Below are 24,817 nucleotides of genomic sequence, written 5' to 3'. Positions count from 1 at the left end.
GGGATTTACAGCTTAACTTCACGGGGCTTATAAGATGCATGTCGTATGCATCTTAAGGCCAACGCCATGCCCACCCCGCTCTCCGACTCCACCATCGCCCTGGTGAAGGCGTCCGTGCCCGCGCTGGAAGCCAAGGGGCTGGAAATCACCCGCACCATGTATGGCCGGATGTTCCAGGACCCGGCGATCCGCGACCTGTTCAACCAGTCGCACCATGGCGGGACGGGCGCGCAGCCGCGGGCGCTGGCCGCCGCCGTGCTGGCCTATGCGCAGAACATCGACAATCTCGGCGTGCTGCTGCCGGCGGTGGAGCGCATCGCGCAGAAGCACGTGGCGCTGAACATCCTGCCCGAGCACTATCCGGCGGTGGGCACGGCGCTGCTCGGCGCCATCCAGGAGGTGCTCGGCGAGGCCGCGACGCCGGAGATCATGGCCGCCTGGAGCGAGGCCTACTGGTTCCTCGCCGAGGTGCTGATCGGCCGCGAGGCGGAGGTCTACCGCGCGCAGGCCGCCGCCCGGGGCGGCTGGAACGGCTGGCGCGACTTCCGCATCGCCGAGAAGGTGCGCGAGAGCGAGGTCATCACCTCCTTCCACCTGCGCCCGGTGGATGGCGGGCCGGTGATGCGGCACCGCCCCGGCGAGTACCTGACCTTCTGGCTGAACCTTCCCGGCCATGCGCCGCTGAAGCGCAACTACAGCATCTCCGCCGCCCCGTCCGGGGAGGGCTACCGCATCTCGGTGAAGCGCGAGCCCCAGGGCGTCGTCTCCAACTGGCTGCATGACACGGCGCAGGTCGGCACCGTGCTGAAGACGGCCGCCCCGGCGGGCGACTTCGTTCTGGCGGACAGCCAGCGTCCGGCCCTCTTCCTCTCGGGCGGCGTTGGCCAGACCCCGCTGCTCAGCATGCTGGAGGACCTCCTGGCACGCCGGCCGGAGGCGCGGGCGCATTGGGTGCACGGCACGCAGAGCGGCGCCACCCACGCCTTCGGCCCGCATCTGCGGAGCCTGGCCGCGCGGCATCCCGGCCTGGCTCTCGACGTCTTCTACGAGGCGCCGCGCCCGCAGGATGTCCAGGGCCGCGATCACGACCATGCCGGCCTGCCTGACGCCGCCTGGCTGCTTGGAGAGACGGCGGCGCGCGAGGCGGAGATCTATCTCTGCGGCCCGCGCCCCTTCCTGAGGCATTTCGTCGGTGGGCTGATGCGCGCCGGCGTCCCGGCGGAGCGGCTGCATTACGAGTTCTTCGGCCCGGCGGACGAGCTTCTGGCGGCCTGAAGCGGAGCGCCGGCCCGAGCCTCTCCGGGCCGGCGAGACCCCTCCCGGCGGAGGCTCAGCGCCCGGCGAAGCCCTTTCCAGGCACGCGGTATTCCGCGCGCGGCGGGCTGAAGATATCCAGCACCCGCGCGCCGTCCGGCCCGGCGCGCATGGTGTGCGGCACGCCGCCCGGCGTGCGCCAGAAGTCGCCCTTCCGCACCGTGATCTCCTCGCCGCCCTGGATGCGCACGGCGCTCCCCTCCAGCAGCACCCCCCATTGCTCCTCGGGGTGCTGATGCATCTCGCCCGCGGCGCCCGGCGCGATGGTCACGATGGAGAGCATGGCGTGCTCGCCGGCGAAGATGCGGGTGGACAGGCCCGGCGCCAGCTCGCGCAGGATGCCGCCCTCCCCGTCGTCGAGGTTGTGGAACTCGTCTGCCTGGCTCATGGCGTGATCTTTCCTGCTGCGGAAGGAGGGGAGCGGGACCGCGCCAGGGGCGTCAGTCCGGCCGGACATTGTGGGCGCGGGCCACCTCGCCCCACACCCGGACCTGCTCCCGCACGAAGCGGCCCAGCGCCGGGCCGTCGCCGAGCACCAGCTCGGCCTGGTTCACCTCGGTGAACTGCCGCGCGATCGCGGGCTCGCGGTAGCTCTCGATCAGGGCGGCCTGGAAGCGGTCGAGGATCGGCGCCGGCACGCCCGCCGGCGCGAAGGCGCCCCACCAGGCCTCGGCCGACAGTCCCTCGAAACCCGCCTCCCGAAGCGTGGGCACAGTCCCCAGCGCGGGCAGGCGGCCTTCGCCGAGCTGCATCAGCGGCCGCAGCGTGCCGGCGGCCAGGTGCGGCGCGAGCAGGGCGGCGCTGCCGATCATGAAGTCCACATGCCCAGCCACGGCGTCATTCACCGCCAGGCCGCCGCTGCGGTAGGGCAGGTGGGTCAGCTCGACCCCCTGGCGCTGGGCCATCATCAGCATGACGAGATGACCGATTGTGCCGTTCCCCGTCGAGCCGAAGGACACGCCGCCACGCCGGGCGGCAGCGAAGACGTCGTCCATCGCGCGATACGGCTTCGCCGGCTGGCAGGCCGTGACATAGGGCGCGCGGCCGATCTGCGTGACCGGCTGGAGGTCCTTCTCCAGGTCGAAGGGCAGGTTCGGCACCAGCACGGGCATCAGGGCGTGCGAGTCGAAGGTGATCAGCCAGGAATAGCCGTCCGGCCGGCTGCGCGCGGCGGCATCGGTGCCGATGCTGCCGGCGGCGCCGCTGCGGTTCTCGATGATGATCGGCACGCCGAGGCGCTTCTGCAGGCCGGGCGCCGCCAGCCGGGCGACGGCGTCGGTGGACCCGCCGGGGGCGAAGGGGACGAAGATGCGGATCGGCTCGCTCGGCCAGCTTCCCGTGGCGGAGGCGGCGGATGACGGGGCGGGCGGCAACCCGGCGAGCGGGGCGGCGCCCAGGGCCGCGACGAGGGCGCGCCGTGTCGGCAAGGTCATGATGTCATCCTCCCTGTCCGTGCCTCTCCGGGCACGCTGCCGGCCCAGGCTGTCACCCCTCCGCGCGGGTGTCCACCGGCTTCCCGCGGGCGACCGGCCCCGCGTCCCGGGCGTTCAGGCCGAGGGCGCCGGCCCGCGCCGCAGCCCCGGCAGCAGCGGCCAGAGCACGGCGAGCACCGTCATCACCCAGAGGCCGATGGAGACGGGGGAGGCCAGCAGCACCATCGGGTCGCCATCGCTGAGCGAGAGGGCGCGGCGCAGATTGTCCTCCAGCAGCCGCCCCAGCACGAAGCCGAGGATGATCGGCACCAGCGGCACGTCCAGCTTGCGGAACAGCCAGCCGACGACGCCGAAGCCCACCGCCAGCAGCAGGTCCGCGGCCGAGTTGGAGACGACGTAGACACCCGCGAAGGAGATGCCGATCACCAGCGGATAGAGCGCCCAGGCCGGCACCATCAGCAGCCGGGCGAAAAGCCCGACCAGCGGCAGGTTCAGCACCAGCAGCATGACGTTGCCGATGTACATGCTGGCGATCAGCCCCCAGGCGACCTCGGGGCGCTGCTCGAACAGCAGCGGGCCGGGGGTGATGTTGTACATCAGCAGCGCGCCGAGCAGCACGGCGGTGGTGCCGGAACCGGGAATGCCGAGGGCCAGCATCGGCACCATGTTGCCGATCTGCGCCGCGTTGTCGGCCGTCTCCGGCGCCGCGACGCCGCGGATGTCGCCACGGCCGAAGGTGCCATCGCGCCCCTGCATCCGCTTCTCGGTCGAATAGGAGAGGGCGGCGGCGATCGAGGCACCGGCGCCGGGCAGCACGCCGATGACGAAGCCGATGCCGGTGGAGCGCAGCATGGTCGGCCCGCAGCGGCGGATCTCGGAGAGGCGGAGCCGCGCCCCCCGGCCGAGATGGCTCGCCGCCGCCGTCACCGGGCTCTCCAGCAGCAGCAGGATCTCGCTGATGGCGAAGAGGCCGATGGCCAGCACGGTGAAGTCGATGCCGCCCAGCAATTCCAGGCTGCCGAAGGTGAAGCGCTCGATGCCCGTGCCGCCGTCGATGCCGATCATGGAGAGCAGCAGGCCGAGCGAGGCGGCCGCCCAGGTCTTGGCCGCGTTGCCGGCGGCGACGGCGCCGAGCAGCGAGAGCGCGAAGGCGATCAGCGCCACGTAATCGGCCGGCGAGAAGCCGACGGCGGCGCGCGAGAGCGGCACGGAGAGGAAGGTCATCAGCACGACGGACAGCGTCGCGCCGACGAAGCTGCCGATGCCCGAGATGGCCAGCGCCGCGCTGCCCCGCCCGGCCTTGGCCATCGGGTGGCCGTCGAGCGTGGTCAGCACGGCCGCCGGCTCGCCCGGCATGTTGAGCAGGATGGCGGCGATGCGCCCGCCATAGCCGGAACCGTAATAGACGGCGGCGAGCAGGATCAGCGCGCTCTCGGGCGGCAGCTTCAGCGCGAAAACCAGCGGCAGCAGCAGGGCGATGGCGTTCAGCGGCCCGAGGCCAGGGAGCGCGCCGATGGCGGTGCCGGCGAAGCTGCCGCAGAGCGCCAGCAGCAGGTTCAGCGGTGTCAGCGCGACGGCGAAGCCACCGGCGAGCTGCGAGAAGGCATCGAGCATCCGGGAATCCCGCCTGTCAGGAACCGAGGGTCAGAAGCCAAGGGGGCCGCGCGGCAGCGGCAGATCCAGCAGGGTGTCCATCAGCAGAAACAGCGCCGGCGCCGTCACCGCCGCCGCCAGCAGGGATTGCGCCCAGTTCCCGGCGAAGGCGCGGGCGATGACCAAGCAGAGCAGCGCCGTGGCCAGGATGAAGCCGAGCGGGATCAGCAGGAAGGCATAGGCGACCATGGCGGCGATGCAGGCCAGTCCCTTCCAGGGCGGCCCGCCGGCCTCCCAGCCGAGGCCGGGGCGCAGCAGCAGCGCCAGGGCGGCGAGGCCGAGCACCATGGCGACCACGCCGGGGAAGGCCTTGGGCCCCAGCGGATCGGCGGCGAAGGGCACCTGCAACGACAGGGCGTGCCACAGCGCGCCGGCCGCGACCAGCAGCAGCGCCACGCCCAGCGACCGGTCCGGCGCCGTGGAGTGGGCCAGGGCGCGCGGCGGGTGCGGCTCCGCCGCCGGCAGGTCGGTCACTGCGAGACCAGCCCCACATCCTTCGCCAGCGCGCGGTACTCGGCGGTGCGCTTCTTGGCCAGGGCGTCGAACTCGGCGCCGGTGACGTTGTATTCGAACAGACCGGCGCCGCTGCGCGCCTCGGCATAGCGCGGATCGGCCTGCAGCTTGCGGATCGCGCCCACCCAGAAGTCATAGGCGGCGTCGGGTGCGCGGGGCGGCATGTAGAAGCCGCGGACGATGGTCCATTCGGCGTCCACGCCCTGCTCCTTCGCCGTCGGCACCGCGGCGAAGACGCCCGGCAGGCGCTCCGGCGAGAGCACGGCGAGCAGCCGGATCTCGCCCGCCTGCAACTGGCCCTGCACCTCGGAGGCATCGCCGGGAAAGACCTGGATATGGCCGCCGAGCAGCGCCGCCATCGACTGCCCGCCGCCCTCGAAGGGCACGTAGCGCAGCTTGCGCGGGTCGGCGCCCGCGGCCTTGGCGATCAGCGCGGCCTTAGTCCAGTCCTGGCTGCCGACGGCCCCGCCCGCGCCCATCGGCACGCTGCCGGGATCGGCCTTCAGCGCCGCCATCAGGTCGGCCAGCGTCCTGAGCTTGCTGTCCTTGTGCACGGCGATGACGCCGAAATCCGCGCCGATGGCGCCGATCCAGCGCACGTCGTTCTCGGTCCAGCGGCCGAAGCGGCCCTGCGCCAGATTGACCCAGGAGCCGGTGGAGACGGCGACGATGACATTCGGATCGGCGCCGCGCTGCGCGATCACCTGGTTCATCGCCACCGCGCCGATGCCGCCCGGCATGTTCTGCGTGCGGATGGCCGGGCCGACGATGCCGTACTCGTTCAGCAGCCGCGCCGTGGTGCGGCAGGTCAGGTCGAAGCCGCCGCCCGGCGCCGCCGGGGCAATGCATTCCGGGTTCTGCGGGGTGAAGCCCTGGGCACGGGCCGGGGCGGTGGCCGGCAGGGTGGCGGCCGACACGGCGAGGGCTGCCAGAAGGGCGCGGCGCAACATCAGGGGCATCTCCCGCAAGGATCTCTTGCGGGAATGCTCCGCCGCCGGCGCACTCTCGTCAAGCCGAGGCTGCCGGCGGCAGGCCCCACCTGCCTGTCCCTTGCGCAGCCTGATCAAGGCAGTGGCGGGCGGCGGACTGGCGCGGCCCGACGGGACCGGCCGGCGGGTCGTCCGGCGCTGGACGCGGGCCGGCCGGGGCGGCAGGTTCCGGCACGGGCCCGGCCGGGGTCCTGGATGGCGAGAGGGCGAGGCGAGGGCGGATGGTCAAGCTTCTGGTGAAGTCGGGTGGCGAGAAGGCGCTGGGCCACTGGCGGGAGTGCTTCCGGGCGGCCGATCCGCGGCTCGATGTGCATTTCTGGGACGATCCCGCCGTGCGGCCGGAGGAGGTCGATTACGTCGTCGTCTGGGAGCCGCAGCCGGGCCGCCTGGCGAAGCTGCCCAATCTGCGCGTCGTCTTCTCCTCGGCCGCCGGGGTCGACCACATCACCTGCGATCCCGCCTGGCCGCGCCACCTGCCGTTGGTCCGCATGGGCGGGGAGGGCACGGCGCAGCGCATGGGCGAGTATGTCGTCTGGGCCTGCCTGTCCCTGTTGCGGGAGATGCGGCACTTCGCCCTGGGCCAGGCGGTGGCGGAGTGGCGGCACAAGGAGGCGCGTTTCGATGCCTCCATGCGCCGCGTCGGCATCATGGGCCTCGGCAATCTCGGCCGCCGCGCCGCCGAGATGCTGCGCGGCGTCGGCTTCCCCGTGCAGGGCTGGTCGCGTTCGCGCAAGGATCTCCCGGGCGTGCGCAGCTTCGCCGGCGCGGCGGAACTGCCGGCCTTCCTGGCGAGCACCGACATGCTGGTCTGCCTGCTGCCCTCCACGCCGGAGACCGCCGGCCTGATCGACGCCCGCCTGCTGTCGCAACTGCCGTGCGGGGCGGAACTGGTGAATGCCGGGCGCGGCTCCCATCTGGTGGTACCCGACCTGCTGGCCGCGCTCGACAGCGGCCATCTGGCCGGGGCCGTGCTCGACGTCTTCGAGGAGGAGCCCTTGCCGCCCGCCAGCCCGCTCTGGGCGCATCCCGGAGTTACGATCACGCCACATGTCGCTTCGATGTCGAGCAGGTCGGAGCGTGCGCGCTACATTGCGGACGCCATCGCGGCCTTCGAGGCCGGGCGTCCGCTCCCCAATCTCTATGAGCCCGAGCGAGGATACTGAATGCTCCTGATCCCCCCGCCCGTCCGCCCCGATCCGGAGCACGTCCCGACCGAGCGGGAGTTGCGGGAGGATCTCGCCTGCGCCTATCGGTTGCTGGCGCATTTCGGCATGACCGACCTCGTCTACACCCATCTCTCGGTACGGGTGCCCGGCGGGCATGGCCACCAGTTCTTGGTGAATCCCTATGGCCTGCTTTTCGAGGAGGTCACCGCCTCTTCCCTCGTCATGGTCGATGCCGACGGGGTCGCGCTGCAGCGCACGACCTGGCCGGTCAATCCGGCGGGCTTCGTGATCCACTCCGCCCTGCATCGCGGCGCGCCGCGGGCGCAATGCGTGATGCACACCCATACCCTGGCCGGCATGACGGTGGCCGCCCAGGCCGGCGGCCTGCTGCCGCTCAACCAGATGAACATGGAACTGCACGACCGCGTTGCCATCCATGAATACGAAGGCATCGCGGCGATGGACAATCTGGAGGAGCGGGACCGCATCATGCGCGACATGGGCGACCGGTGTGCCATGATCATGCGCAACCATGGATTGCTGACCATCGGTCGCACCGTCGCGGAGGCGTTCTACTGGATGTACTACCTGGAGCAGTCCTGCCGCATCCAGGTCGCGGCGCAGTCCACGGGCGCGCCACTGTCCCTGCCGCCCCCGGCGGTGGTGGAGCGGGTGCGCGGACAGGCATCGGATTCCCCGGTCAAGGGATGGCTGCCCTGGCAGGCGCTGAAGCGGAAGATGGACCGCGAGCAGCCGGACTACCGGGACTGAGGCGCCGCCCCTTCCGAGACGGCACCCCGGCCCCCGCGCCTCACTTCTTCACGACGTTCCAGAACACCGGCACGGTGGTCGGCAGCAGCCCGTCCAGGTTGCTCCGCCAGGCCGACTTGGTGCGGAACTGCCCGGCATTGATGTAGGGCAGGCTCTCATAGGCCTGGGCATGCACCTGGTCGAGCAGGGCGCGGCGCTTCTCGGCATCCGGCTCCTCCCACCAGGCGCGGCGCAGCTGCTCCAGCTCCGGGTCGCAGGGCCAGCCGGTCAGGCCGCCCTCGCAGGGGCTGGCGAGGTAGAGGTTGGAGAGCGGATTGCCGGCATCCAGCGCATTGGCGATGGTGACGAAGAGGTTCCAGCCGCCCTGGGCAGGGGGCTCGCGCCGGTTGCGGCGCACGGTCACGGTCGCCCAGTCGGTGGTCTGCACATCCATGGCGAAGCCGGCGCGGCGGAACTGCTCGGCCAGCACCAGGGTGGAGTTGCTGTTCAGCGGATTGTCGGCGCCACTCAGGAAGACCACCGGGGCGTTGTCGTAGCCCGCCTCCTTCAGCAGCGCGCGGACCTTGGCCGGATCCGGATCGCGCAGGCCGCTGGCGCCGGCGGCCGTCTCCAGTGGCGTGCCGCACATGAAGTAGGCCGGGCAATAGGCGACCTGATCCTCATCGGGGATGCCCATCCCCTGCAGCACCTCCTGCTGGCTGATCGCCTGGAGCAGGGCGCGGCGCAGGCGCGGGTCGTTGAAGGGCGGCTGGCTGTGGTTGAGGCGCAGCCAGACCATGCTGCCCACCGGGTTGATCAGCCCCACCGTGACCCCGCGCGCCTTCTGCAGCAGGGGCAGCAGGTCGGGCGCCGGATGCTCGATGAAGTCGATCTCGCCATTGGTCAGCGCATTGGCCGCGACGGCGGCATCCGGCATGGCGAGCCATTCGACACGCTCGACCTGGGCGACCTTGCCGCCGGCCAGGCCATCGGCCGGCTCGGGGCGAGGCTTGTAGTTCGCGTTGCGGCGATAGACCGCGCGGTCGCCGATGCGCCAGTTCGCGAGGTCGAGGATGAAGGGGCCGGAGCCGGTCGGGTCGGTGATGGCGGTGGTGGCCGGCGTGCTGGCGATGCGCTCCGGCATGACAAAGAGCGCGCTGGCCGTCGGCCGGGCCAGCGCCTCGGTGATCAGGCCGAAGGGGCGGCTCAGCTTCAGCTCGAAGCTGCGGTCGTCGATCACCTCCAGCGAGGCGGTGGCGGCCATCAGCGCCTTGCCGACGACATCGCGCGCGCCCCAGCGGCGGATCGAGGCCACCGCGTCGGCGGCCCGCACCGGCGCGCCGTCATGGAAGGCGAGGCCGTCGCGCAGGGTGAAGCGGTGCGTCATGGCATCGGCCGAGACGACATGCTCGCCGACCATCTGCGGCCGCGCCACGCCCTGGCTGTCCATCGCGAAGAGCTGGTCATAGACCAGGAAGCCATGGTTGCGCGCGAAGGCGGCGGCCGACATCACCGGATCGATCGTCGTCATCTCGTTGCTGAGGACGACGCGCAAGGTGTCCTTCGGGGTCTGCGCCACCGCGGGAGAGGCGGCGAGCAGCACCGCCGTGGCCAGCAGCGTGGCCCGGCGCCGCAGGCCGCGGGCGAGGAATGGGATCATCGGCAAGGCGGTGCTCTCCTGCGGCCTCCGTGAGGCCATGATGGTCGCGTCTGGCGTGTCGCACAGGTCGTCGCATAGCAGGAACCGGGCCGCCAGCCAGCGTGGAAGGCCCGCAATCCGCCTGAGGAAGGCATTTCGGACCTCGGAGCGGGCCTTGTGCGAAGAAGGTATCGCAGGGCAATTGCGCCGATCCGAGGGAGTCTCGCGTATGCCCGGTGGCGTGGCGTCCCCGGCCGGGTTTTGCCTCGAATCCAGGCAGGCGCGCCGTTTGCTGCATCGCGAAGGCAAATCGACCGATTGACGGTGCCTGCGGGCATGATGACATTTCATCAACCCGAGGGGATCTGTCATGAACATCGCCACCGCACCGCTGATGAACTGCTCCGAAGAGGAATGGCAGATCCGCTGCGACCTCGCGGCGCTCTACCGCCTCGTCGCGCATTTCCGCATGACCGACTTCATCTACACCCATATCAGCGCGCGGGTTCCAGGCCCCGAGCACCACTTCCTGATCAACCGCTATGGCGTGCTCTTCGATCAGATGAAGGCCAGCGACCTGGTGAAGATCGATCTCCACGGCAATATCGTCGAGGAGGGAGCTGAGACCAAGCAGGTCAACGCGGCGGGCTTCACCATCCATTCGGCGCTGCACATGTCGCGCGATGATGCCTTCTGCGTCGTCCACACGCACACCGCCGCCGGCATCGCCGTCTCGGCGCAGAAGCAGGGGCTGCTGCCGATCAGCCAGCACGCGCTGAAGTTCTACGGCCATCTCGCCTATCACGGCTATGAGGGCATCGCGCTGGATCTCGACGAGCGCGAGCGCCTGGTCGCCGACCTCGGCACGAACAAGGCCATGATCCTTCGCAACCACGGCCTGCTGGTCGCCGGCCGCAGCATCCCCGAGGCCTTCAACCTGATCTACTACCTGGAGCGCGCCTGCCAGGCGCAGGTGGCGGCGCTCGCGGGCGGCGCCGAGCTGGTGCTGCCGCCGGAGGAGGTCCGCCTCAGGACCGCCGCGCAGTTCAACGGCGATCCGGCGCGCTCACTGGCGCATGCCGAATGGGCCTGGGGCTCGGCCTTGCAACTCATCGAAGGCAGCAAGCCGGACTGGCGCGCGTAATGGCTGATCTGCTGATCTCCGGCGGCCGCATCTTCCGTGGCCTCTCGGCCGGCTTCGCCGAGGCGATGGCGGTGAAGGACGGCCGTGTCCTCGCCATCGGCAGCCTCGATGAGGTGGCGCCGCTGGCCGGTGCCGGAACGCGCCGCATCGACCTCGGCGGGCGGGTGGCGACACCGGCGCTGAACGAGGCGCATATGCACCTCCTGCCCTATGGCCTCGGCCTGTCGCAGGTGAACCTGCGGCCGGAAGAGGTCCGCACGCTGGACGAGGTGCTGGCGCGCATCGCCGCCGCCGCGCGGAACACGCCGAAGGGCGAATGGATCCTGGGCCGCGGCTACGATCACGGCGAGCTGGATATCGGCCGGCATCCGCTCGCCGGCGAGCTGGACCGCGTGGCGCCCGATCATCCGGTCTTCATCGTGCGCACCTGCGGCCATGTCGCCGTGGCCAATAGCGCGGCGATGAAGCGGGCCGGTGTCGGCCACAACACGCCCGATCCCGAGGGTGGCGCCATCGAGCGCAAGGGCGGGCAGCTCACCGGCCTGTTCCAGGAACGGGCGATGCGCCTGATCCGCGACGTCATGCCGCCGCCCGGCGAGGCGCAGATGGTCGCCGCCATCGAGGCAGCTGGACGCGAGCTCGCGGCCCTCGGCTTCGCCTCCGCCAGCGACATGAACGTCGGCATGACCGCCGGCATGGCCGAGATCGGCGCCTATCGCCGCGCCGCGGCCGAGGGGCGGCTGATGCAGCGCATGTGGCAGGTGCTGGCCGGCAACCCCGAGGGCATCGCCCGCGCCGCCTGGGAGGAGGGGCTGCGGCCCTCGGTCTCGGTCGGCGAGCGGGCCGAGGATCTGCTGGCCTGGGGCGCGGTGAAGGTCTTCGGCGACGGCTCGGCGGGCGGGCTCACCGCCGCCTTCTTCGATCCCTATCTGGAGAGCGCCGGCGGCGGCACCGGCATCTTCTGCTTCCCCGACGCGGCGATGCAGGAGATGCTGGCGCATTACCACGCGCAGGGGTGGCAGCTCGACATCCATGCCATCGGCGACGCCGGCATCGAGCAGGTGCTGGTGGCGATGGAGCGCGCCTCCACCCCGGCGCAGCCGATCGAGGGGCGGCGCCACCGCATCGAGCACTGCGGCTTCCTCAACGCCGACCAGCGGCGGCGCATGTTGCGGCATGGCATCATCCCCATTCCGCAGCCGCTCTTCATGTACGAGTTCGGCGATCTCTACCTCCGCAACCTCGGCCGCGAGCGCACCGAGGCGGCCTATCCGATGCGCACCTGGCTGGAGGAGGGGCACCATCCGGCGGCCTCCTCGGACAGCCCGGTCTGCACGGTGAACCCGTTCCAGAACCTGTTCACCATGGTCACGCGCAAGACCAATCGCGGCACGGTGCTGGGTGCCGGGGAGTGCCTGACGCCCGAGCAGGCGATGCACTGCTACACCTGGTGCGGCGCGTATTCGCAGTTCGCCGAGAGCGAGCGCGGCACGCTGGAGCCGGGCATGCAGGCGGACATCGCCGTCTTCTCGCGCGACCTGTTCACCGTCGCGCCGGAGGACATCCTGACCACGCAGGCCGACCTGACGCTGCGCGGCGGCAAGGTTCTCTTCGACCGCCATGGCGAGGCCGCCGCGCTGGCCGGCGCCGCGGACTGACCGATGCTGCGTCACGCGCTTCAACGCCTTCTGATGGCGGTGCCGGTTCTCTTCGGCGTGCTGCTCATCGGCTTCCTTCTGATGCAGGTGGTGCCGACCGACCCGGCGACGGTGCGGGCCGGTCCCACGGCCACGGCCGAGCTGATCGCGGAGATCCGCCGCGATCTCGGCCTGGACCAGCCGCTCTACGTGCAGTTCGGCATCTATCTCTGGCGGCTGCTGCAGGGCGACTTCGGTGTCTCCATCATCAACAATGTCCCGGTGACGCAGGAGCTGGGCGCCACCATCGGCCCGACGCTCGAGCTGATGTTCGCCTCGCTCTTCTGGTCGATCCCGATCGGCATCGCGCTCGGCACCATCGGCGCCTATTGGCGCGGCTCGCTGCTCGACCGTTTCGTCACCGCCCTGTCGGTGGCGGGCGGCTCCGTGCCGGTCTTCTTCCTGGGATTGATGCTGATCTGGCTGGTTGGCTTCCAGTGGCAGCTGCTGCCCTTCACCGGGCGCGGCGGCCCGCTCTGGACCCTCGAGGGCTGGCAGGCGGTGGCGCTGCCGGCGCTGACGCTGGGCGGCGTCTTCATCGCCCCCGTGGCCCGCATGACGCGCACGGCCGTGCTTGAGGTGCTGGGCGCCGAGCATGTCCGCACCGCCCGGGCCAAGGGCCTCGGGGAGGGTGCCGTGGTGCTGCACCACGCGCTGCGCAACGCGCTGATCCCGGTGGTGACGCTGATCGGGTTGCAGATCGGCTTCCTGCTCGGCGGCGCGGTGGTGACCGAGACCGTCTTCTCCTGGCCCGGCGTCGGCCGGCTGGCGGTGGGCGCCATCCTCTCCTCCGACTTCCCGATGGCGCAGGGGACCATCATCGTGCTCTCCCTCGGCTTCATCCTGATCAATCTCCTGGTCGATGTGCTCTATGCCGCGCTCGATCCGCGCATGCGGGGGGCATGAGCATGGCGAGCGTGAACTCCACGGCCGCGGCGGCCGCCACACCGGTCGCCCCCGGCACGCCGAAGCGGCCGGGCACGTTGAGCCGGCTGCTGCGCGAGCCGGTGGCGGCGGTGTCCCTGATCGTCGCGGTGCTGCTGATCCTGGCCGCCGCGTTGGCGCCGGTGCTGGCGCCCACCGATCCCTTCGACAACGACCTGGCCTCGGCGATGACCGCACCGGGCGCGCCGGGCCTGCTGCTGGGCGCCGACAGCCAGGGGCGGGACATGATCACCCGCCTGCTCTACGGGTTGCGGGCCACGCTGCTGATGGGCGGCGCCTCGGTGCTCCTGGGCGGCGTGGCCGGCGCGATCATCGGCTTCGCCTCCGCCTACTACAGGCGGATCGACGGGCTGCTGATGCGGCTGATGGACGTGCTGCTCTCCTTCCCCGCCATCCTCTTCGGCCTCGCCATCGCGGCGATCTTCGGCCCGGGCATCCCGGCGGTGATCCTGGCGCTCTCGGTCGCCACCGTGCCGCTGATGGCGCGCATCGTGCGCGGCAACGCGCTCGTGGTGATGCGGCAGGACTACATCGAGGCGGCGCGGGCCACCGGCATGGGGGATGGGCGGCTGATCCTGCGGCATCTGGCGCCCAACTGCCTCTCGCCGATCTTCGTCTTCGCCACGCTGCGCTTCGGCCAGGTGATCCTGCTGGGCTCGGCGCTCTCCTTCCTCGGCCTCGGCGCGCAGCCGCCCGTGGCGGAGCTGGGCGCCATGGCCTCCGAAGGGCGGAGCTTCCTGTTCTTCGCGCCGCATATCGCCGTGCTGCCCTGCGTCGTGATCTTCGTCGTGGTGCTGACCTTCAACCTGCTGGGCGATGCGCTGCGCGATGCGCTCGACCCGCGCCTGCGCGTCTAGACCTCCTCGAGAAAGGGCCAAGAATGTCCAGTGTCCTCATGGCCGGCCGACGCCGCGCCGCCGCCCTGCTCGGTGGCACCATGCTCTCCCTGGCGGGGATGCTCCCCGCCGGCCAGGCCACGGCGCAGATGGCGCCGAAGGGCACGCTGGTCGTGCTGCGCGAGATCGACGCCGACCGCTACGACCCGCACCGCACCACCGCGACCGCGGCCGGCGAGGCGCTGTTCCTGCTGACCGACACGCTGGTCTCGATGGACTGGGACCAGAAGACCGTCCGCCCCGGCCTTGCCGAGAGCTGGACGGTCAGCGAGGACGGCAAGACCTACACCTTCAAGCTGAAGCAGGGCGTCAAGTTCTGCGACGGCAAGCCCTTCACGGCGAAGGACGTGGTCTACAGCATCAATCGCTGGATCGACCCGGCCACGCGCAGCCCGGTCAAGTGGCGCGCCGGACCGGTGAAGGAGGTGCGCGCGGTCGATGACCACACGGTGGAGTACGAGCTGACCGCGCCGTATAGCGAGCTGCTGCTGCAGCTGGCGCAGTACTTCGCCGGCATGGTCGACCAGGCGACGGTCGAGAAGCTCGGCGACAACTTCGGCGTGCAGGGCTTCAACGGCGTCGGCCCCTACTGCTGGGCCAGCTGGGCGCCGCGGCAGGAAATGGTGCTGACCAAGAACCCGGCCTACAACTGGGGGCCGCCGATCTACAAGAACCCCTCGCCGCAGGTGGACCGCATCTCGCTGCGTGTCATCCCGGAGGCGAACACCCGTCTGGCGGCGGTCCAGTCCGGCCAGGGCGACGTGACGCAGTGGATCCCGTACTTCGCGCTGGACGGGCTGAAGCGCATCCCGACGCTCAAGCTGGTGCAGCAGCCGAACTACTTCTACGACAACTTCGTCGGCTTCAAGGTCGACAAGCCGGTCATGAACGACCCGGTGGTGCGCCGCGCCATCAACATGGCGGTCAACAAGGAGGCCATCAACAAGGCGGTCTGGTTCGGCGCCGGCGAGGTGGCGGATGCCTACATCAACCCCAACGCGCTGGACGCCAGCGCCCAGGCGGCCAAGGCCATGCCGTCGCATGATCCCGACGCGGCACGTAAGCTGCTGGACGAGGCGGGGTGGAAGCCGGGCAGCGACGGCATCCGCGTCAAGGACGGGCAGCGGGCCAGCTTCCTGATCTACGGCATCCAGCAGACCTACAACAACGGCATGACGCAGGCGATCCAGGCGGATCTGCGCCGCATCGGCGTCGAGATGCGGATCCAGCTCTGGGATGCCACGGTGGCCTGGGGCAAGCTGGCGACGCAGGAGTTCGACGCCTTCATCATGTCCTACCCCTATGCCTCGGCGACGGACGCGCTGGCGCTCTACTTCCCGAGCACCAACACGCCGACGCCGAACCGCATGAACTGGAAGGACGAGAAGACCGACAATCTGATCAACGCGGCCAAGACCGCGCTCGAGCCGGCCGACCGCGCTCAGGCGATCGGCACGGTCCAGGAGCAACTGGCCGAAGCCAGCCCCTGGCTGCCGCTGATCCGCCAGCCGCTCTGGGTGGTCTCCGGCCCGCGGGTCGAGGGCGTGCGTCCGCACGGGATCTACGGTGTCGCCCTCTACAAGGGCCTCGACATCCGCCTGACCCGCTGAGCGAAGGAAAAGGACCGATGACCACCACCGTCATCCGCGACGCCGACCTCGTCATCGCCTGGGATGCCTCGGCGCGGCAGCACACCTACCTGACGGATGCGGAGGTGGCCTATCGCGACGGCCAGATCACCTTTGTCGGCCGTGGCTATGATGGCCCGGCCGATGAGGTGATCGACGGCCGCGGCATAATGGTCATGCCCGGCCTGGTGAACATCCACTGCCACCCCTCCTCGGAGCCGATGAACAAGGGGCTGATCGACGAGATCGGCACGCCGGGGCTCTACAATTCCTCCCTCTACGAGTATCTGCCGATCTTCCGCGCCGACGCGGAGGCCGTGCCGTCCTGCGTCCGCGTGGCGCTGTCGGAACTGCTGCTCTCCGGCGTGACCACGGTGGCCGACCTGTCCATGGCGCATCCCGGCTGGCTCGACCTGCTGGGCGAGAGCGGCATGCGGGTCTGCATCGCGCCGATGTTCCGCTCCGCCCGCTGGTTCACCCGGAACGGCCATGTCGTCGAGTATGAATGGGACGAGGCGGCCGGCGAGAAGGCGATGGGCGAGGCGCTGGGGCTGATCGAGCGCGCCGCGCAGCACCCCTCCGGCCGGCTGTTCGGCATGGTGGTGCCGGCGCAGATCGACACCTGCTCCGAGACGCTGCTGCGCGAGAGCTTCCAGGAGGCCCGGGCGCGCGGCGTGGCCTGGCAGATTCACGCGGCGCAGTCGGTGGTCGAGTTCCACGAGATCACCCGCCGCCACGGGCTGACGCCGATCGGCTGGCTGGACAGCCAGGGCCTGCTGTCGGACCGCTCGATCATCGGTCACGGCATCTTCCTCGACGACCATCCGAGCACCCGCTGGCACACCGAGAACGACCTCGACCGGCTGGCGGCCACCGGCACCACCGTGGCGCATTGCCCGACGGTCTTCGCCCGGCGCGGCATCTCGCTGCAGCATTTCGGCCGCTACCGCAAGCGCGGCGTGAACATGGGCATCGGCACCGACACCTATCCGCACAACATGCTCGACGAACTGCGGCTGGTCTCCTACATCGCGCGCACCCAGTCGGGCGATCCGCGCAGCCTCAGCTCGACGGATCTGTTCGATGCCGCCACCATCGGCGGCGCAACGGCCCTGGGACGCGAGGATATCGGCCGGCTGGCCGCGGGATGCCGCGCCGATTTCGTCATGGTCGATGTCACCCACCCGATGATGCGCCCGGCGCGCGACCCGATGCGCAGCCTGATCTACGCCGCCGGCGACCGCGCCATCCGTGCCGTGCATGTCGATGGCGAGGCGGTGGTGCGGGACGGCAAGGTTCTGACCATGGATTACGAAGGCGCCGCCGCGCATCTGCATGAGGCGCAGAAGCGGATCATTGAACGGACGCCGCGGATGGACTGGGCGCACCGTTCGGCCGAGAAGATTTCCCCTCCCACTTTCCGATGGGCCTGATGCAACCGGATCTCCTGCGAATCGAAGGCCTTCGCACCGTCTTCAAGACCTCCTCCGGCCTGGTGCGCGCGGTGGACGGGGTCGATCTCTCCGTGCCGCGCGGCCGCACCCTCGGCATCGTCGGCGAGAGCGGTTGCGGCAAGTCGATGCTCTCACTCTCCATCATGCGGCTGGTGCCGCCGCCCGGCCGGACCACGGAAGGTCGTGTGCTCCTGGAGAATCGAAACCTGCTCGATCTGTCCACCGCCGAGATGCGGCAGGTGCGCGGCGGGCAGATCGCCATGATCTTCCAGGAACCGATGACCAGCCTCAACCCGGTGCACAGCGTGGGCCGGCAGCTGGTCGAGGCGATGCGCGTGCACGCGCCGAAGGACAACGCGGCCAGCCTGAAGGAGCAGGCCATCGCCGCGCTGAAGCGTGTCCGCATCCCCTCGCCGGAGCGGCGCTTCGACGAGTATCCGCATCAGCTCTCGGGCGGCATGCGGCAGCGCGTGATGATCGCCATGGCGCTGGCCTGCCGGCCCCGCCTGCTGATCGCCGATGAGCCGACCACCGCGCTCGACGTCACGGTGCAGGCGCAGATCCTCGACCTGCTGCGCGAGTTGCAGCAGGACACCGGCATGTCGATCATCCTGATCACCCACGATCTCGGCGTCGTCGCCGAGATGGCCGACGAGGTCGCGGTGATGTATGCCGGCCGCGTCGTCGAGCGCACCGCCGCGCGCGCGCTCTTCGAGGACCCGCAGCATCCCTATACGCTGGGCCTGCTGGGGTCCGTGCCGCGCCTGGACGAGGAGCGCGAGCGGCTGCTCGCCATCGACGGCGCCGTGCCACCGCCCTTCGCCTTCCCCGAGGGCTGCCGCTTCAACCCGCGCTGCCCCTTCGCCATCGCGCCCTGCCGGACGGAGATGCCGCTGCTGCGGGAGGTCGCCCCGGGCCACGAGGTGGCCTGCCTGCGCGCGCCGGTCGAGGAGTCCCTGGCCCTGGAGACGGCGGCATGAGCGCGCTTCTCGAGGTGGATGGCCTCGCCAAGCACTATCCGGTGAAGAAGGGCCTGCTGCTGCAGAAGCAGGTCGGCGCGGTGCGGGCCGTGGACGGTGTCTCCTTCACCCTGAACCGGGGCGAGACCCTGGCGCTGGTGGGCGAATCCGGCTGCGGCAAGTCGACCACGGCGCGGCTGGTGCTGCGCCTCATCGAGCCCTCCGCCGGCCGCATCCGTTTCGACGGCCAGGACGTCACGAAGGTCGATGGCGGTGCCATGCGCGCGCTCCGGCGGCGCATGCAGATCGTGTTTCAGGACCCCTATGCCAGCCTCAATCCGCGCCTGACGGTGGGTGACGCCATCGCCGAGCCGATGGCGGTGCACGGCATTGGCAACGAGGCCAGCCGCCGCGCCAAGGTGCAGGAACTGCTCGCCCTGGTCGGGCTGCGGCCCTTCCACGCCGACCGCTATCCGCACGAATTCTCCGGCGGGCAGCGCCAGCGCATCGGCATCGCGCGCGCCCTGGCGGTGGAGCCCGACCTCGTCGTCTGCGACGAGCCGGTCTCCGCGCTGGATGTCTCGATCCAGGCGCAGGTCGTCAACCTGATGAAGGATCTGCAGGCCCGGCTCGGCCTCTCCTACCTCTTCATCGCGCACGATCTCGCCGTGGTGAAGCACATGGCCGACCGCATCGCGGTGATGTATCTCGGTGCGGTGATGGAAGTCGGCGAGAAGCGCGCCCTCTTCGCCAGGCCGCGGCATCCCTATACCCGGGCGCTGCTGGCCGCCATCCCGCACCCCGATCCGTCGCGGCGCGGCCGCGTGACGCCGCTCGGCGGCGACGTGCCGAGCCCGATGGCGGTGCCGCCGGGCTGCCGGTTCCACACCCGTTGCCCCTTCGCGCAGGATCGCTGCCGCAGCGAGGTTCCGGCGCTGCGGGATCTGCAGGGGCAGCAGGTGGCCTGCCATTTCGCGGAATCCCTGCCGGATCCCGGCCTCGACTATTCCGGCGGCCTCACCGAGGCGGCGGCGAAACGCCTCGCGCTCTACGACGCAGCGCGGCGCAAGGCGGCGGCCTGAGCCGGCGGAGGGCTCGGGTCAGCGGGATCAGGCCGGCGGCATCAGCGCCTCCAGCCTGGCCCGCATCTCCTCCGGCAGCGGTGTCGCGCGGCGTGTCGCGGCGTCGATCAGCACCACCGTGCCTTCGCCGGTCGCGGCGCAGAGCGCGCCCTGGAAGACCGCCTGGCCGGTGGTGAAGGAGGAGCGGCCGATGCCGGTGATGGCGGTGCCGATCTCGATCGGACCCAGCTCGCGCAGCTCGGCGGTGAAGTCGATGGCCATGCGGGCGATGACGAAGTAGCTCTCCGGCCCGCGGATCAACTGGTCCATCAACTCCACCCGGGCGGTTTCGAAATAGGTCGAGTAGACGGCATTGTTGACATGCCCGAGCCGGTCGGTGTCGCCGAAGCGCACGCGCTCGGCGGTCCAGAAGCCGTAGGTCGCGCGCTGCTTCAGCCGGGTGTCGTTGGGCATGGGGTCTCCCTGTGTCGCGGGGGGCGCAGCATGCGGCGCTGGCGTGGCGCTGTCAGCCCCCTGCCGGAAGGGTCCGGCCTTCCTCCAGCATGCGCAGCACCGCGCCGGCGGCGGCCTCGCTCGGCAGCCCCTCGGGCGGGCGCAACCGGTCCAGCAGGTGGCGGAAGCGGTCGCGCTGCGCGGCGGCGGCGGCGGGGTCGGTCAGCAGGCGGATCAGCGCGGCCGAGAGCAGCGCCGGCGTGCATCGTTCCTGCAGATACTCGGGCACGATCTCGGCATCGGCCAGCAGGTTGACGATGCTGACGAAGCGCACCTTCAGCAGCCGCCGCGCGATCATCGCCGAGACCGGGTTGACCCGGTAGCCCACCGCCATCGGCACGCCCGCCAGCGCCACCTCCAGCGAGGAGGTGCCCGACTTGATCAGCCCGGCCCCCTCGCTCTCCCGGGCGGCGGCGAAGGCGTCGTACTTCTCCGCGACCCCCCGGAGCAGCAGGGGGGCCGGGGACCAGCGCGCCGTCACCGCCCGCACCTCCTCCTCCACCGGCCCGGCCAGCGGCACGACGGGGCGAAGGCGCGGCACGGCCGCGGCGGTACGGGCCAGGGCCTCGCCGAAGACCGGCAGCAGCCGCCCGGTCTCGCTGCGGCGGCTGCCGGGCATGACCAGCAGGACGCGGTCCTCCGGCGAGAGCCCGTGCGCGGCGCGGAAGCGCGCCGCATCGCCCCGGTCGGCGCCCGATTCCAGGATGGAGTGGCCGACGAAGGTGACGGGGATGCCGGCCTTCTCGAAGAAGGGCGGCTCGAAGGGCAGCAGGGCGAGGATGCGGTCCACCTCGTGCGCGATGCGCTTCACCCGCCCCGGCCGCCAGGCCCAGACCTGCGGCGCGACATAATGCAGCACGGGGAAGCCCAGCGGCTTCACCCGCCGCGCCACGCGCAGGGTGAAGCCCGGACTGTCGATGGTGACGACGAGCGCCGGGCGGCGCGCCCGGATGTCGGCCACCGTCTCGTCGAGGCGCCGGGCGAGCCGGCGCAGGTTGGGCAGCACCTCCATCAGCCCCATCAGCGCCAGTTCGCGCATCGGGAAGAGGCTGGGCACGCCCTGCTCCGACATGCGCTCGCCCCCCACGCCGGCGAAGGCGAGATCCGGCCGGCGGCGGCGCAGCGCCGCGACCAGCCGGGCGCCCAGCATGTCGCCGGAGGCCTCGCCGGCGACCAGATAGACCAGCGTCACGCGAAGGCGGCCGGCGTGGCGGCGGGGAAGCGGCCCGCGGGCCAGTCGCGGTGGTTGAACACCGCCCCCTCGCGCCGCACGGTCGCGATCCGCGCCGGGTCGAGATCGGCCAGCAGCCATTGCGGCCTGTCCGGCACCCCCTCGGCGATCACGCCATCCTCCGGGAAGCCGCGGTCGATCGGGCCGAGGACGGCGGCACGGCCTCGGTTGCGGTCGAGCGCCGCCGACCATGGCGCCTCGCCCACCGTCGGGCTGACCGCGACGAAGCACTGGTTCTCCAGCGCGCGCGCGGCGGCGGAGACCCGGACCCGGTTGAAGCCGTGCGGCGTGTCGGTGCAGGAGGGGGCGAGGATCAGCCAGGCGCCGGCCTCGACCTGTGCGCGGACGTGGTCGGGGAACTCGCTGTCGTAGCAGATGGAGATGCCGATCCGGCCCCAGGGGGTGTCGAAGACGCGCGGTGGCGCGCCGGCCGTGACGCCCCAGCGCTCCGCCTCGAAGCGGGTCATGGCGTGCTTGTCCTGGAAGGCCAGGCGGCCGTCGGGCGCGATCAGGGGCGCGCGGTTGCGGACGGCGCCGTCGGCGTCGCGCTGGGGCAGGGTGCCCGGCAGCAGCCACAGGCCGGCGGCCATGGCCGCCTCGCGCATGCGGTCCAGGATCCGCGGCGCGGCCTCGACCATGGCGGCCAGCTCCTCCGCCTCCCCGGCCGGCGCCCTGCCGGCCAGGGCGGAGCCCAGCTCGACGCAGGCATATTCCGGCAGCATGGCGAGACCGGCACCCTGGTCGCGGGCCTCGGCCAGCCAGCGGTCGAGCTTGGCGCCCCAGCTCGCGACACTGTCCGGCCGCTCCACCGGATACTGCATCAGGGCGAGGCGAAGGGCGGTCATGGCAGGGGCGCTCCGGCGATCGGCTTCATCCAGAAGCTCAGCTCATGCGGGATCTCCGCCGCGCCGCCGGGCTCGCGCCACGTCATGCGGCAGGTGAGGGCGGGGTAGGGCGTGTAGCCGCGCCGGCGCCAGAAGCCGTCGAGCGGGACATAGGCGGCGGGGCGGCGCGGATCGGCCGGATCGCGTCGCACGGCGCAGAAGGTGGCGAAATCGGCGCCCAGGCGCGCGGCCTGCGCCTCGCGCAGCGCGAAGAAACGCAGCCCCGCGCCCTGGCCGCGCCAGGCGGGCAGCAGGACGCTCTCGCCGAAGTAGCAGAAGCGCGCCGGGTCGAGGCCGGCCGCCAGGAAGGTGTCGCGCACCGGCCCGTGCGTACCGGCCAGGGGTTCGCAGGTGGCGGCGCCGACCGGCTGCTCGCCGTCGAAGGCCACGATCACCGCCGCGCCGGGCGTTTCGGCATAGCCGCGCAGATACTTCGCCTCATGGGCCTCGTCGCCCTCGTAGAGATAGGGCCAGTCGCGGAAGACGGCGATGCGCAGGCGGCCGAGCTCCGGCAGCCAGGGCCGCAGATCGGCGCCATGCAGGGTCCTGAAGCGGAGGGTCGAAGGTCGCATGGCTTCCAGATAGGCCGGAAGCGCCGCCGGGTCACGTGCCGGCGGGCAGGGCGGCCAGGCCGGGCCCTCGACAAGCGGGGGGGCGCGGCTAGCCTGGGCGGAGACACGGCGAGAAGGAGAAAGCCATGCTCCCACGACGCGAGGCCCTGACGCGCGCCATCGCCCTGGCCGGGCTCGCCGGCCTGGTCCCGGCCTGCGCCGCGCCCGGGGCGGAGACGCCCGCCGGCCCGGCCGGCCCCGATCAGGAGCCGGAGAGCCTGGACTGGCGCCTGGTCCGCCTGGGGGACGAGCCGGTGGCGACGGGACCCGGGCAGCGCGAGGCCTCCCTGCATCTCGACGCCCGGACGGGGCGGGCCAGCGGATCGGGCGGCTGCAACCGCTTCACCGGCGCCTTTCGCCGCCAGGGCGGCCGGCTGACGCTCGGCCCGCTCGCCGCCACCCGCATGGCCTGCCTCGACCCGGCGGCGGGCCGGACGGAGACGCGCTTCCTGGCGGCGCTGGAGGCCACGGCCGCCTATCGTATCGCCGGACGCCGGCTGACCCTGCTGGATGCCGCCGGCGCGCCGCTCGCCGTCCTGGAGGAGGCGACGAAGCGGTAGGACGGGCCCGGCCGCCCGGGCTCGCCACCTGGGCTCGCCACCCAGGCTCCGCCTGGCTTAGAGAGAGCGCATGAAACGCCTTCGCATCACCCGCCGCCACCTGCCGCTGCTGGCCTCCGGCCTGCTTGCGGCGCCTGCCACCCTGCGCGCCGCGGAGTGGCCCGACCGGCCCCTGCGGCTGATCGTCCCCTTCACGCCGGGGGGCATCACCGACATCGCCTCCCGCCTCATGGCCGAGGCGATGAGCGGGCCGCTGGGCCGCCCGGTGGTGATCGAGAACCGCCCCGGCGCGGGGGGGAATATCGGCATGGCCGCCGCCATCCAGGCCGAGCCGGACGGCTACACCCTGTTCCACGGCACCGTCGCCACCCATGCCATCAACCCGGTCATCTATCCGGAGGCGAAGCTCGACCCGATGAAGGACCTGGCGGCGCTGGGGCTGATCGGCTCGCTGCCCAACGTGCTGCTGGTCAATCCGAAGAAGCACGATATCCGCAGCGTGGCCGAGCTGGTGGCGATGGCCCGGGCGAAGCCGGACCAGCTCACCTTCGGCTCCTTCGGCTCCGGCTCCTCCAGCCATTTCACCGCCGAGCTGCTGAACCGGCAGGCGGGGATGCGGACCATCCATGTCCCCTATCGCGGCAGCGCGCCGGCGATGACGGCGCTGATCGCGGGCGAGACCGACTTCTCCTTCGACAGCCTGCCGACCGCCGTGCCGCATATCCGCGCCGGCGCGGTCCGGGCCCTCGCCGTGACCTCCGCCCAACGCGCCGTCCAGCTGCCCGATGTGCCGACCATGCAGGAGGCCGGGGTGGCGGATTACGACTTCAGCCTGTGGATGGGCCTCTTCACCCAGTCCAGGGTGCCGGCGCCGATCCTCGCCCGGCTTCGCGACGCCATGGAGACCGGGCGCCGCGACCCGCGGCTGCGCGTGCGGCTGACCGAGCAGGGCGTCACCGTCTCCGACCTGCCGGCCGCCGAGCTGGACGCCTTCCTGGCGCGGGACGTGCCCCGGCTCAGCCAGGCGGCCCGCGACCTGGGGCTGAAGGCCGACTGAGCCGGCGAGGCCTCACTCGGCGTAGATCATCTTCCGCGTCATGCCGCCGTCGGCGATGAACTCGCCGCCGGTGACGAAGCCGGCCTCCGGCCCCACCAGCCAGGCGACGAGGCCGGCGATGTCCTCCACCCGGCCGACCCGTCCGGCCGGGTGCTGGGCATGGTCCTCGGGGCGCAGCGCCTCGCCCGACACGTCGATCCAGCCGGGGCTGACGCAGTTCACCCGCACCGCCGGGCCGAGGCTGACGGCGAGGGCATGGGTGAGCGCCATCAGCCCGCCCTTGCTGGCCGAATAGGATTCCGTATCCGGCTCGGACATGTGCGCCCGTGTCGAGGCGATGGTGACGATGCTGCCACGGCTGGCCCGCAGCAGGGGCTCGGCGGCGCGCGCCAGCAGGAAGGCGCTGGTGAGGTTGGTGTCGAGCACCTTCCGCCAGGCCTCCAGGGTGAGCTCGGCCAGCGGGCGGCGCACCATGATGCCGGCATTGCAGACCAGCGCGTCGAGGCGGCGCTCCCGCTCCGCCACGCCGTTCAGCAGGCCCGTCACCGTCGCCTCGTCGGCGACATCGGCGAGGACATGGCGGGTGCCGGCCTCGCCGGGCCGGAGATCGGCGGTGACAACCCGCCAGCCATCCCGCCGCAGGCGGGCCGCGATGCCGGCACCGATGCCATGCGCGCCGCCGCTGACCAGGGCGACGGGAGATTCCCGGTCCATGCTCAT

At 71.5% G+C, this 24,817-nt stretch carries 24 protein-coding genes; 13 read left to right on the top strand and 11 right to left on the bottom strand.

All coding sequences use genetic code 11. From position 1 onward, the window contains the following. Positions 1-66 precede the first annotated feature (66 nt). Positions 67-1,275 carry an NO-inducible flavohemoprotein gene (gene hmpA, locus ACF3NH_RS00350; protein ID WP_422921455.1) on the top strand — a complete coding sequence of 403 codons (1,209 nt, stop codon included), beginning with the start codon at positions 67-69 and terminating at the stop codon, positions 1,273-1,275. 55 nt (positions 1,276-1,330) lie between these two features. On the opposite strand, the gene ACF3NH_RS00345 is transcribed toward hmpA, so the two are convergent. The 5 genes from ACF3NH_RS00345 to ACF3NH_RS00325 form a co-directional block, all read right to left on the bottom strand. Then, entirely contained in the window at positions 1,331-1,702 is a 372-nt protein-coding gene (locus ACF3NH_RS00345; protein WP_422921454.1) for a cupin domain-containing protein, read from the bottom strand. A 52-nt stretch (positions 1,703-1,754) separates the two neighbouring features. Next, complete coding sequence (locus ACF3NH_RS00340; RefSeq protein ID WP_422921453.1) at positions 1,755-2,747, bottom strand: tripartite tricarboxylate transporter substrate-binding protein; 993 nt, start codon at positions 2,745-2,747, stop codon at positions 1,755-1,757. Between the two features lie 114 nt (positions 2,748-2,861). Beyond that, complete coding sequence (locus ACF3NH_RS00335; protein WP_198364480.1) at positions 2,862-4,361, bottom strand: tripartite tricarboxylate transporter permease; 1,500 nt, start codon at positions 4,359-4,361, stop codon at positions 2,862-2,864. 30 nt (positions 4,362-4,391) lie between these two features. Next, the gene (locus tag ACF3NH_RS00330; protein ID WP_422921452.1) at positions 4,392-4,874 is read right to left on the bottom strand and encodes a tripartite tricarboxylate transporter TctB family protein; all 483 of its coding nucleotides are present in this window, start codon (positions 4,872-4,874) and stop codon (positions 4,392-4,394) included. Continuing rightward, positions 4,871-5,872, bottom strand: a complete 1,002-nt coding sequence (locus ACF3NH_RS00325) for a tripartite tricarboxylate transporter substrate binding protein (RefSeq protein WP_422921451.1) — start codon at positions 5,870-5,872, stop codon at positions 4,871-4,873. Before ACF3NH_RS00325 ends, ACF3NH_RS00330 begins: the two co-directional genes overlap by 4 nt. A gap of 251 nt (positions 5,873-6,123) precedes the next feature. Here ACF3NH_RS00325 and ACF3NH_RS00320 point away from each other — a divergent pair, with 251 nt between their 5' ends. Further along, positions 6,124-7,065, top strand: a complete 942-nt coding sequence (locus ACF3NH_RS00320) for a 2-hydroxyacid dehydrogenase (RefSeq protein ID WP_422921450.1) — start codon at positions 6,124-6,126, stop codon at positions 7,063-7,065. Continuing rightward, positions 7,066-7,839: a class II aldolase/adducin family protein gene (locus ACF3NH_RS00315; RefSeq protein WP_422921449.1), complete on the top strand. Its 774-nt coding sequence runs from the start codon at positions 7,066-7,068 to the stop codon at positions 7,837-7,839. 40 nt (positions 7,840-7,879) lie between these two features. Here ACF3NH_RS00315 and ACF3NH_RS00310 read toward each other — a convergent pair whose 3' ends face one another. Beyond that, entirely contained in the window at positions 7,880-9,478 is a 1,599-nt protein-coding gene (locus tag ACF3NH_RS00310; protein WP_198364984.1) for an ABC transporter substrate-binding protein, read from the bottom strand. A gap of 349 nt (positions 9,479-9,827) precedes the next feature. Here ACF3NH_RS00310 and ACF3NH_RS00305 point away from each other — a divergent pair, with 349 nt between their 5' ends. Genes ACF3NH_RS00305 through ACF3NH_RS00270 form a run of 8 tightly spaced genes read left to right on the top strand, consistent with a single transcriptional unit; the run spans position 9,828 to position 19,262 of the window. Continuing rightward, positions 9,828-10,601, top strand: a complete 774-nt coding sequence (locus ACF3NH_RS00305) for a class II aldolase/adducin family protein (RefSeq protein WP_198364485.1) — start codon at positions 9,828-9,830, stop codon at positions 10,599-10,601. Beyond that, positions 10,601-12,259 carry an amidohydrolase gene (locus ACF3NH_RS00300; protein ID WP_198364486.1) on the top strand — a complete coding sequence of 553 codons (1,659 nt, stop codon included), beginning with the start codon at positions 10,601-10,603 and terminating at the stop codon, positions 12,257-12,259. The genes ACF3NH_RS00305 and ACF3NH_RS00300 overlap by 1 nt, the downstream gene beginning before the upstream one ends. A 3-nt stretch (positions 12,260-12,262) precedes the next feature. After that, positions 12,263-13,204: an ABC transporter permease gene (locus ACF3NH_RS00295; protein WP_198364487.1), complete on the top strand. Its 942-nt coding sequence runs from the start codon at positions 12,263-12,265 to the stop codon at positions 13,202-13,204. Then, the gene (locus ACF3NH_RS00290; RefSeq protein ID WP_422921448.1) at positions 13,201-14,100 is read left to right on the top strand and encodes an ABC transporter permease; all 900 of its coding nucleotides are present in this window, start codon (positions 13,201-13,203) and stop codon (positions 14,098-14,100) included. The genes ACF3NH_RS00295 and ACF3NH_RS00290 overlap by 4 nt, the downstream gene beginning before the upstream one ends. A 23-nt stretch (positions 14,101-14,123) precedes the next feature. Continuing rightward, positions 14,124-15,749 carry an ABC transporter substrate-binding protein gene (locus tag ACF3NH_RS00285; RefSeq protein WP_232476784.1) on the top strand — a complete coding sequence of 542 codons (1,626 nt, stop codon included), beginning with the start codon at positions 14,124-14,126 and terminating at the stop codon, positions 15,747-15,749. 17 nt (positions 15,750-15,766) lie between these two features. Continuing rightward, a complete protein-coding gene (locus ACF3NH_RS00280) occupies positions 15,767-17,200 on the top strand; it encodes an amidohydrolase family protein (RefSeq protein ID WP_422921447.1) in 1,434 nt (477 codons plus the stop codon). Further along, positions 17,200-18,201 (top strand): ABC transporter ATP-binding protein, encoded by a 1,002-nt coding sequence (locus tag ACF3NH_RS00275; protein WP_422921446.1) that lies wholly within the window; start codon positions 17,200-17,202, stop codon positions 18,199-18,201. The genes ACF3NH_RS00280 and ACF3NH_RS00275 overlap by 1 nt, the downstream gene beginning before the upstream one ends. Continuing rightward, positions 18,198-19,262 (top strand): ABC transporter ATP-binding protein, encoded by a 1,065-nt coding sequence (locus tag ACF3NH_RS00270; RefSeq protein ID WP_198364491.1) that lies wholly within the window; start codon positions 18,198-18,200, stop codon positions 19,260-19,262. Before ACF3NH_RS00275 ends, ACF3NH_RS00270 begins: the two co-directional genes overlap by 4 nt. Before the next feature lie 27 nt (positions 19,263-19,289). On the opposite strand, the gene ACF3NH_RS00265 is transcribed toward ACF3NH_RS00270, so the two are convergent. From ACF3NH_RS00265 to ACF3NH_RS00250, 4 genes are read right to left on the bottom strand one after another with little or no spacing between them, the layout of a single operon-like run. Further along, complete coding sequence (locus ACF3NH_RS00265) at positions 19,290-19,715, bottom strand: acyl-CoA thioesterase (RefSeq protein WP_198364492.1); 426 nt, start codon at positions 19,713-19,715, stop codon at positions 19,290-19,292. Between the two features lie 52 nt (positions 19,716-19,767). Further along, a complete protein-coding gene (gene lpxB / locus ACF3NH_RS00260) occupies positions 19,768-20,946 on the bottom strand; it encodes a lipid-A-disaccharide synthase (protein ID WP_422921445.1) in 1,179 nt (392 codons plus the stop codon). Then, the gene (locus ACF3NH_RS00255; protein ID WP_422921444.1) at positions 20,943-21,830 is read right to left on the bottom strand and encodes a carbon-nitrogen hydrolase family protein; all 888 of its coding nucleotides are present in this window, start codon (positions 21,828-21,830) and stop codon (positions 20,943-20,945) included. Before ACF3NH_RS00255 ends, lpxB begins: the two co-directional genes overlap by 4 nt. Next, entirely contained in the window at positions 21,827-22,441 is a 615-nt protein-coding gene (locus ACF3NH_RS00250; protein ID WP_198364495.1) for a GNAT family N-acetyltransferase, read from the bottom strand. The genes ACF3NH_RS00255 and ACF3NH_RS00250 overlap by 4 nt, the downstream gene beginning before the upstream one ends. A gap of 125 nt (positions 22,442-22,566) precedes the next feature. Between ACF3NH_RS00250 and ACF3NH_RS00245 the strand changes: the two genes are divergently transcribed. Then, positions 22,567-23,040, top strand: a complete 474-nt coding sequence (locus ACF3NH_RS00245; RefSeq protein ID WP_422921443.1) for an META domain-containing protein — start codon at positions 22,567-22,569, stop codon at positions 23,038-23,040. Positions 23,041-23,110: 70 nt separating this feature from the next. Then, positions 23,111-24,097 (top strand): Bug family tripartite tricarboxylate transporter substrate binding protein, encoded by a 987-nt coding sequence (locus tag ACF3NH_RS00240; protein ID WP_198364497.1) that lies wholly within the window; start codon positions 23,111-23,113, stop codon positions 24,095-24,097. Between the two features lie 12 nt (positions 24,098-24,109). Here ACF3NH_RS00240 and ACF3NH_RS00235 read toward each other — a convergent pair whose 3' ends face one another. Continuing rightward, complete coding sequence (locus tag ACF3NH_RS00235) at positions 24,110-24,817, bottom strand: SDR family oxidoreductase (RefSeq protein WP_422921442.1); 708 nt, start codon at positions 24,815-24,817, stop codon at positions 24,110-24,112.

The organism is Pseudoroseomonas sp. WGS1072, assembly GCF_049340465.1.
Lineage (GTDB): Bacteria > Pseudomonadota > Alphaproteobacteria > Acetobacterales > Acetobacteraceae > Pseudoroseomonas.
The sequence above is the reverse complement of the archived record's forward strand: the minus strand, read 5'-3'. Positions and strand labels throughout refer to the sequence as shown.

What these genes read in the sequence shown, in the direction of transcription:
- ACF3NH_RS00325 (WP_422921451.1), bottom strand. Translation starts at nt 5,872, where the DNA reads ATGCCCCTGATGTTGCGCCGCGCCCTTCTGGCAGCCCTCGCCGTGTCG.
- ACF3NH_RS00335 (WP_198364480.1), bottom strand. Translation starts at nt 4,361, where the DNA reads ATGCTCGATGCCTTCTCGCAGCTCGCCGGTGGCTTCGCCGTCGCGCTG.
- ACF3NH_RS00290 (WP_422921448.1), top strand. Translation starts at nt 13,201, where the DNA reads ATGAGCATGGCGAGCGTGAACTCCACGGCCGCGGCGGCCGCCACACCG.
- ACF3NH_RS00255 (WP_422921444.1), bottom strand. Translation starts at nt 21,830, where the DNA reads ATGACCGCCCTTCGCCTCGCCCTGATGCAGTATCCGGTGGAGCGGCCG.
- ACF3NH_RS00295 (WP_198364487.1), top strand. Translation starts at nt 12,263, where the DNA reads ATGCTGCGTCACGCGCTTCAACGCCTTCTGATGGCGGTGCCGGTTCTC.
- ACF3NH_RS00265 (WP_198364492.1), bottom strand. Translation starts at nt 19,715, where the DNA reads ATGCCCAACGACACCCGGCTGAAGCAGCGCGCGACCTACGGCTTCTGG.
- ACF3NH_RS00300 (WP_198364486.1), top strand. Translation starts at nt 10,601, where the DNA reads ATGGCTGATCTGCTGATCTCCGGCGGCCGCATCTTCCGTGGCCTCTCG.
- ACF3NH_RS00340 (WP_422921453.1), bottom strand. Translation starts at nt 2,747, where the DNA reads ATGACCTTGCCGACACGGCGCGCCCTCGTCGCGGCCCTGGGCGCCGCC.
- ACF3NH_RS00285 (WP_232476784.1), top strand. Translation starts at nt 14,124, where the DNA reads ATGTCCAGTGTCCTCATGGCCGGCCGACGCCGCGCCGCCGCCCTGCTC.
- ACF3NH_RS00270 (WP_198364491.1), top strand. Translation starts at nt 18,198, where the DNA reads ATGAGCGCGCTTCTCGAGGTGGATGGCCTCGCCAAGCACTATCCGGTG.
- ACF3NH_RS00240 (WP_198364497.1), top strand. Translation starts at nt 23,111, where the DNA reads ATGAAACGCCTTCGCATCACCCGCCGCCACCTGCCGCTGCTGGCCTCC.
- ACF3NH_RS00235 (WP_422921442.1), bottom strand. Translation starts at nt 24,817, where the DNA reads ATGAGCATGGACCGGGAATCTCCCGTCGCCCTGGTCAGCGGCGGCGCG.
- ACF3NH_RS00245 (WP_422921443.1), top strand. Translation starts at nt 22,567, where the DNA reads ATGCTCCCACGACGCGAGGCCCTGACGCGCGCCATCGCCCTGGCCGGG.
- ACF3NH_RS00280 (WP_422921447.1), top strand. Translation starts at nt 15,767, where the DNA reads ATGACCACCACCGTCATCCGCGACGCCGACCTCGTCATCGCCTGGGAT.
- ACF3NH_RS00250 (WP_198364495.1), bottom strand. Translation starts at nt 22,441, where the DNA reads ATGCGACCTTCGACCCTCCGCTTCAGGACCCTGCATGGCGCCGATCTG.
- ACF3NH_RS00320 (WP_422921450.1), top strand. Translation starts at nt 6,124, where the DNA reads ATGGTCAAGCTTCTGGTGAAGTCGGGTGGCGAGAAGGCGCTGGGCCAC.
- ACF3NH_RS00310 (WP_198364984.1), bottom strand. Translation starts at nt 9,478, where the DNA reads ATGATCCCATTCCTCGCCCGCGGCCTGCGGCGCCGGGCCACGCTGCTG.
- ACF3NH_RS00345 (WP_422921454.1), bottom strand. Translation starts at nt 1,702, where the DNA reads ATGAGCCAGGCAGACGAGTTCCACAACCTCGACGACGGGGAGGGCGGC.
- ACF3NH_RS00305 (WP_198364485.1), top strand. Translation starts at nt 9,828, where the DNA reads ATGAACATCGCCACCGCACCGCTGATGAACTGCTCCGAAGAGGAATGG.
- ACF3NH_RS00315 (WP_422921449.1), top strand. Translation starts at nt 7,066, where the DNA reads ATGCTCCTGATCCCCCCGCCCGTCCGCCCCGATCCGGAGCACGTCCCG.
- hmpA (WP_422921455.1), top strand. Translation starts at nt 67, where the DNA reads ATGCCCACCCCGCTCTCCGACTCCACCATCGCCCTGGTGAAGGCGTCC.
- ACF3NH_RS00275 (WP_422921446.1), top strand. Translation starts at nt 17,200, where the DNA reads ATGCAACCGGATCTCCTGCGAATCGAAGGCCTTCGCACCGTCTTCAAG.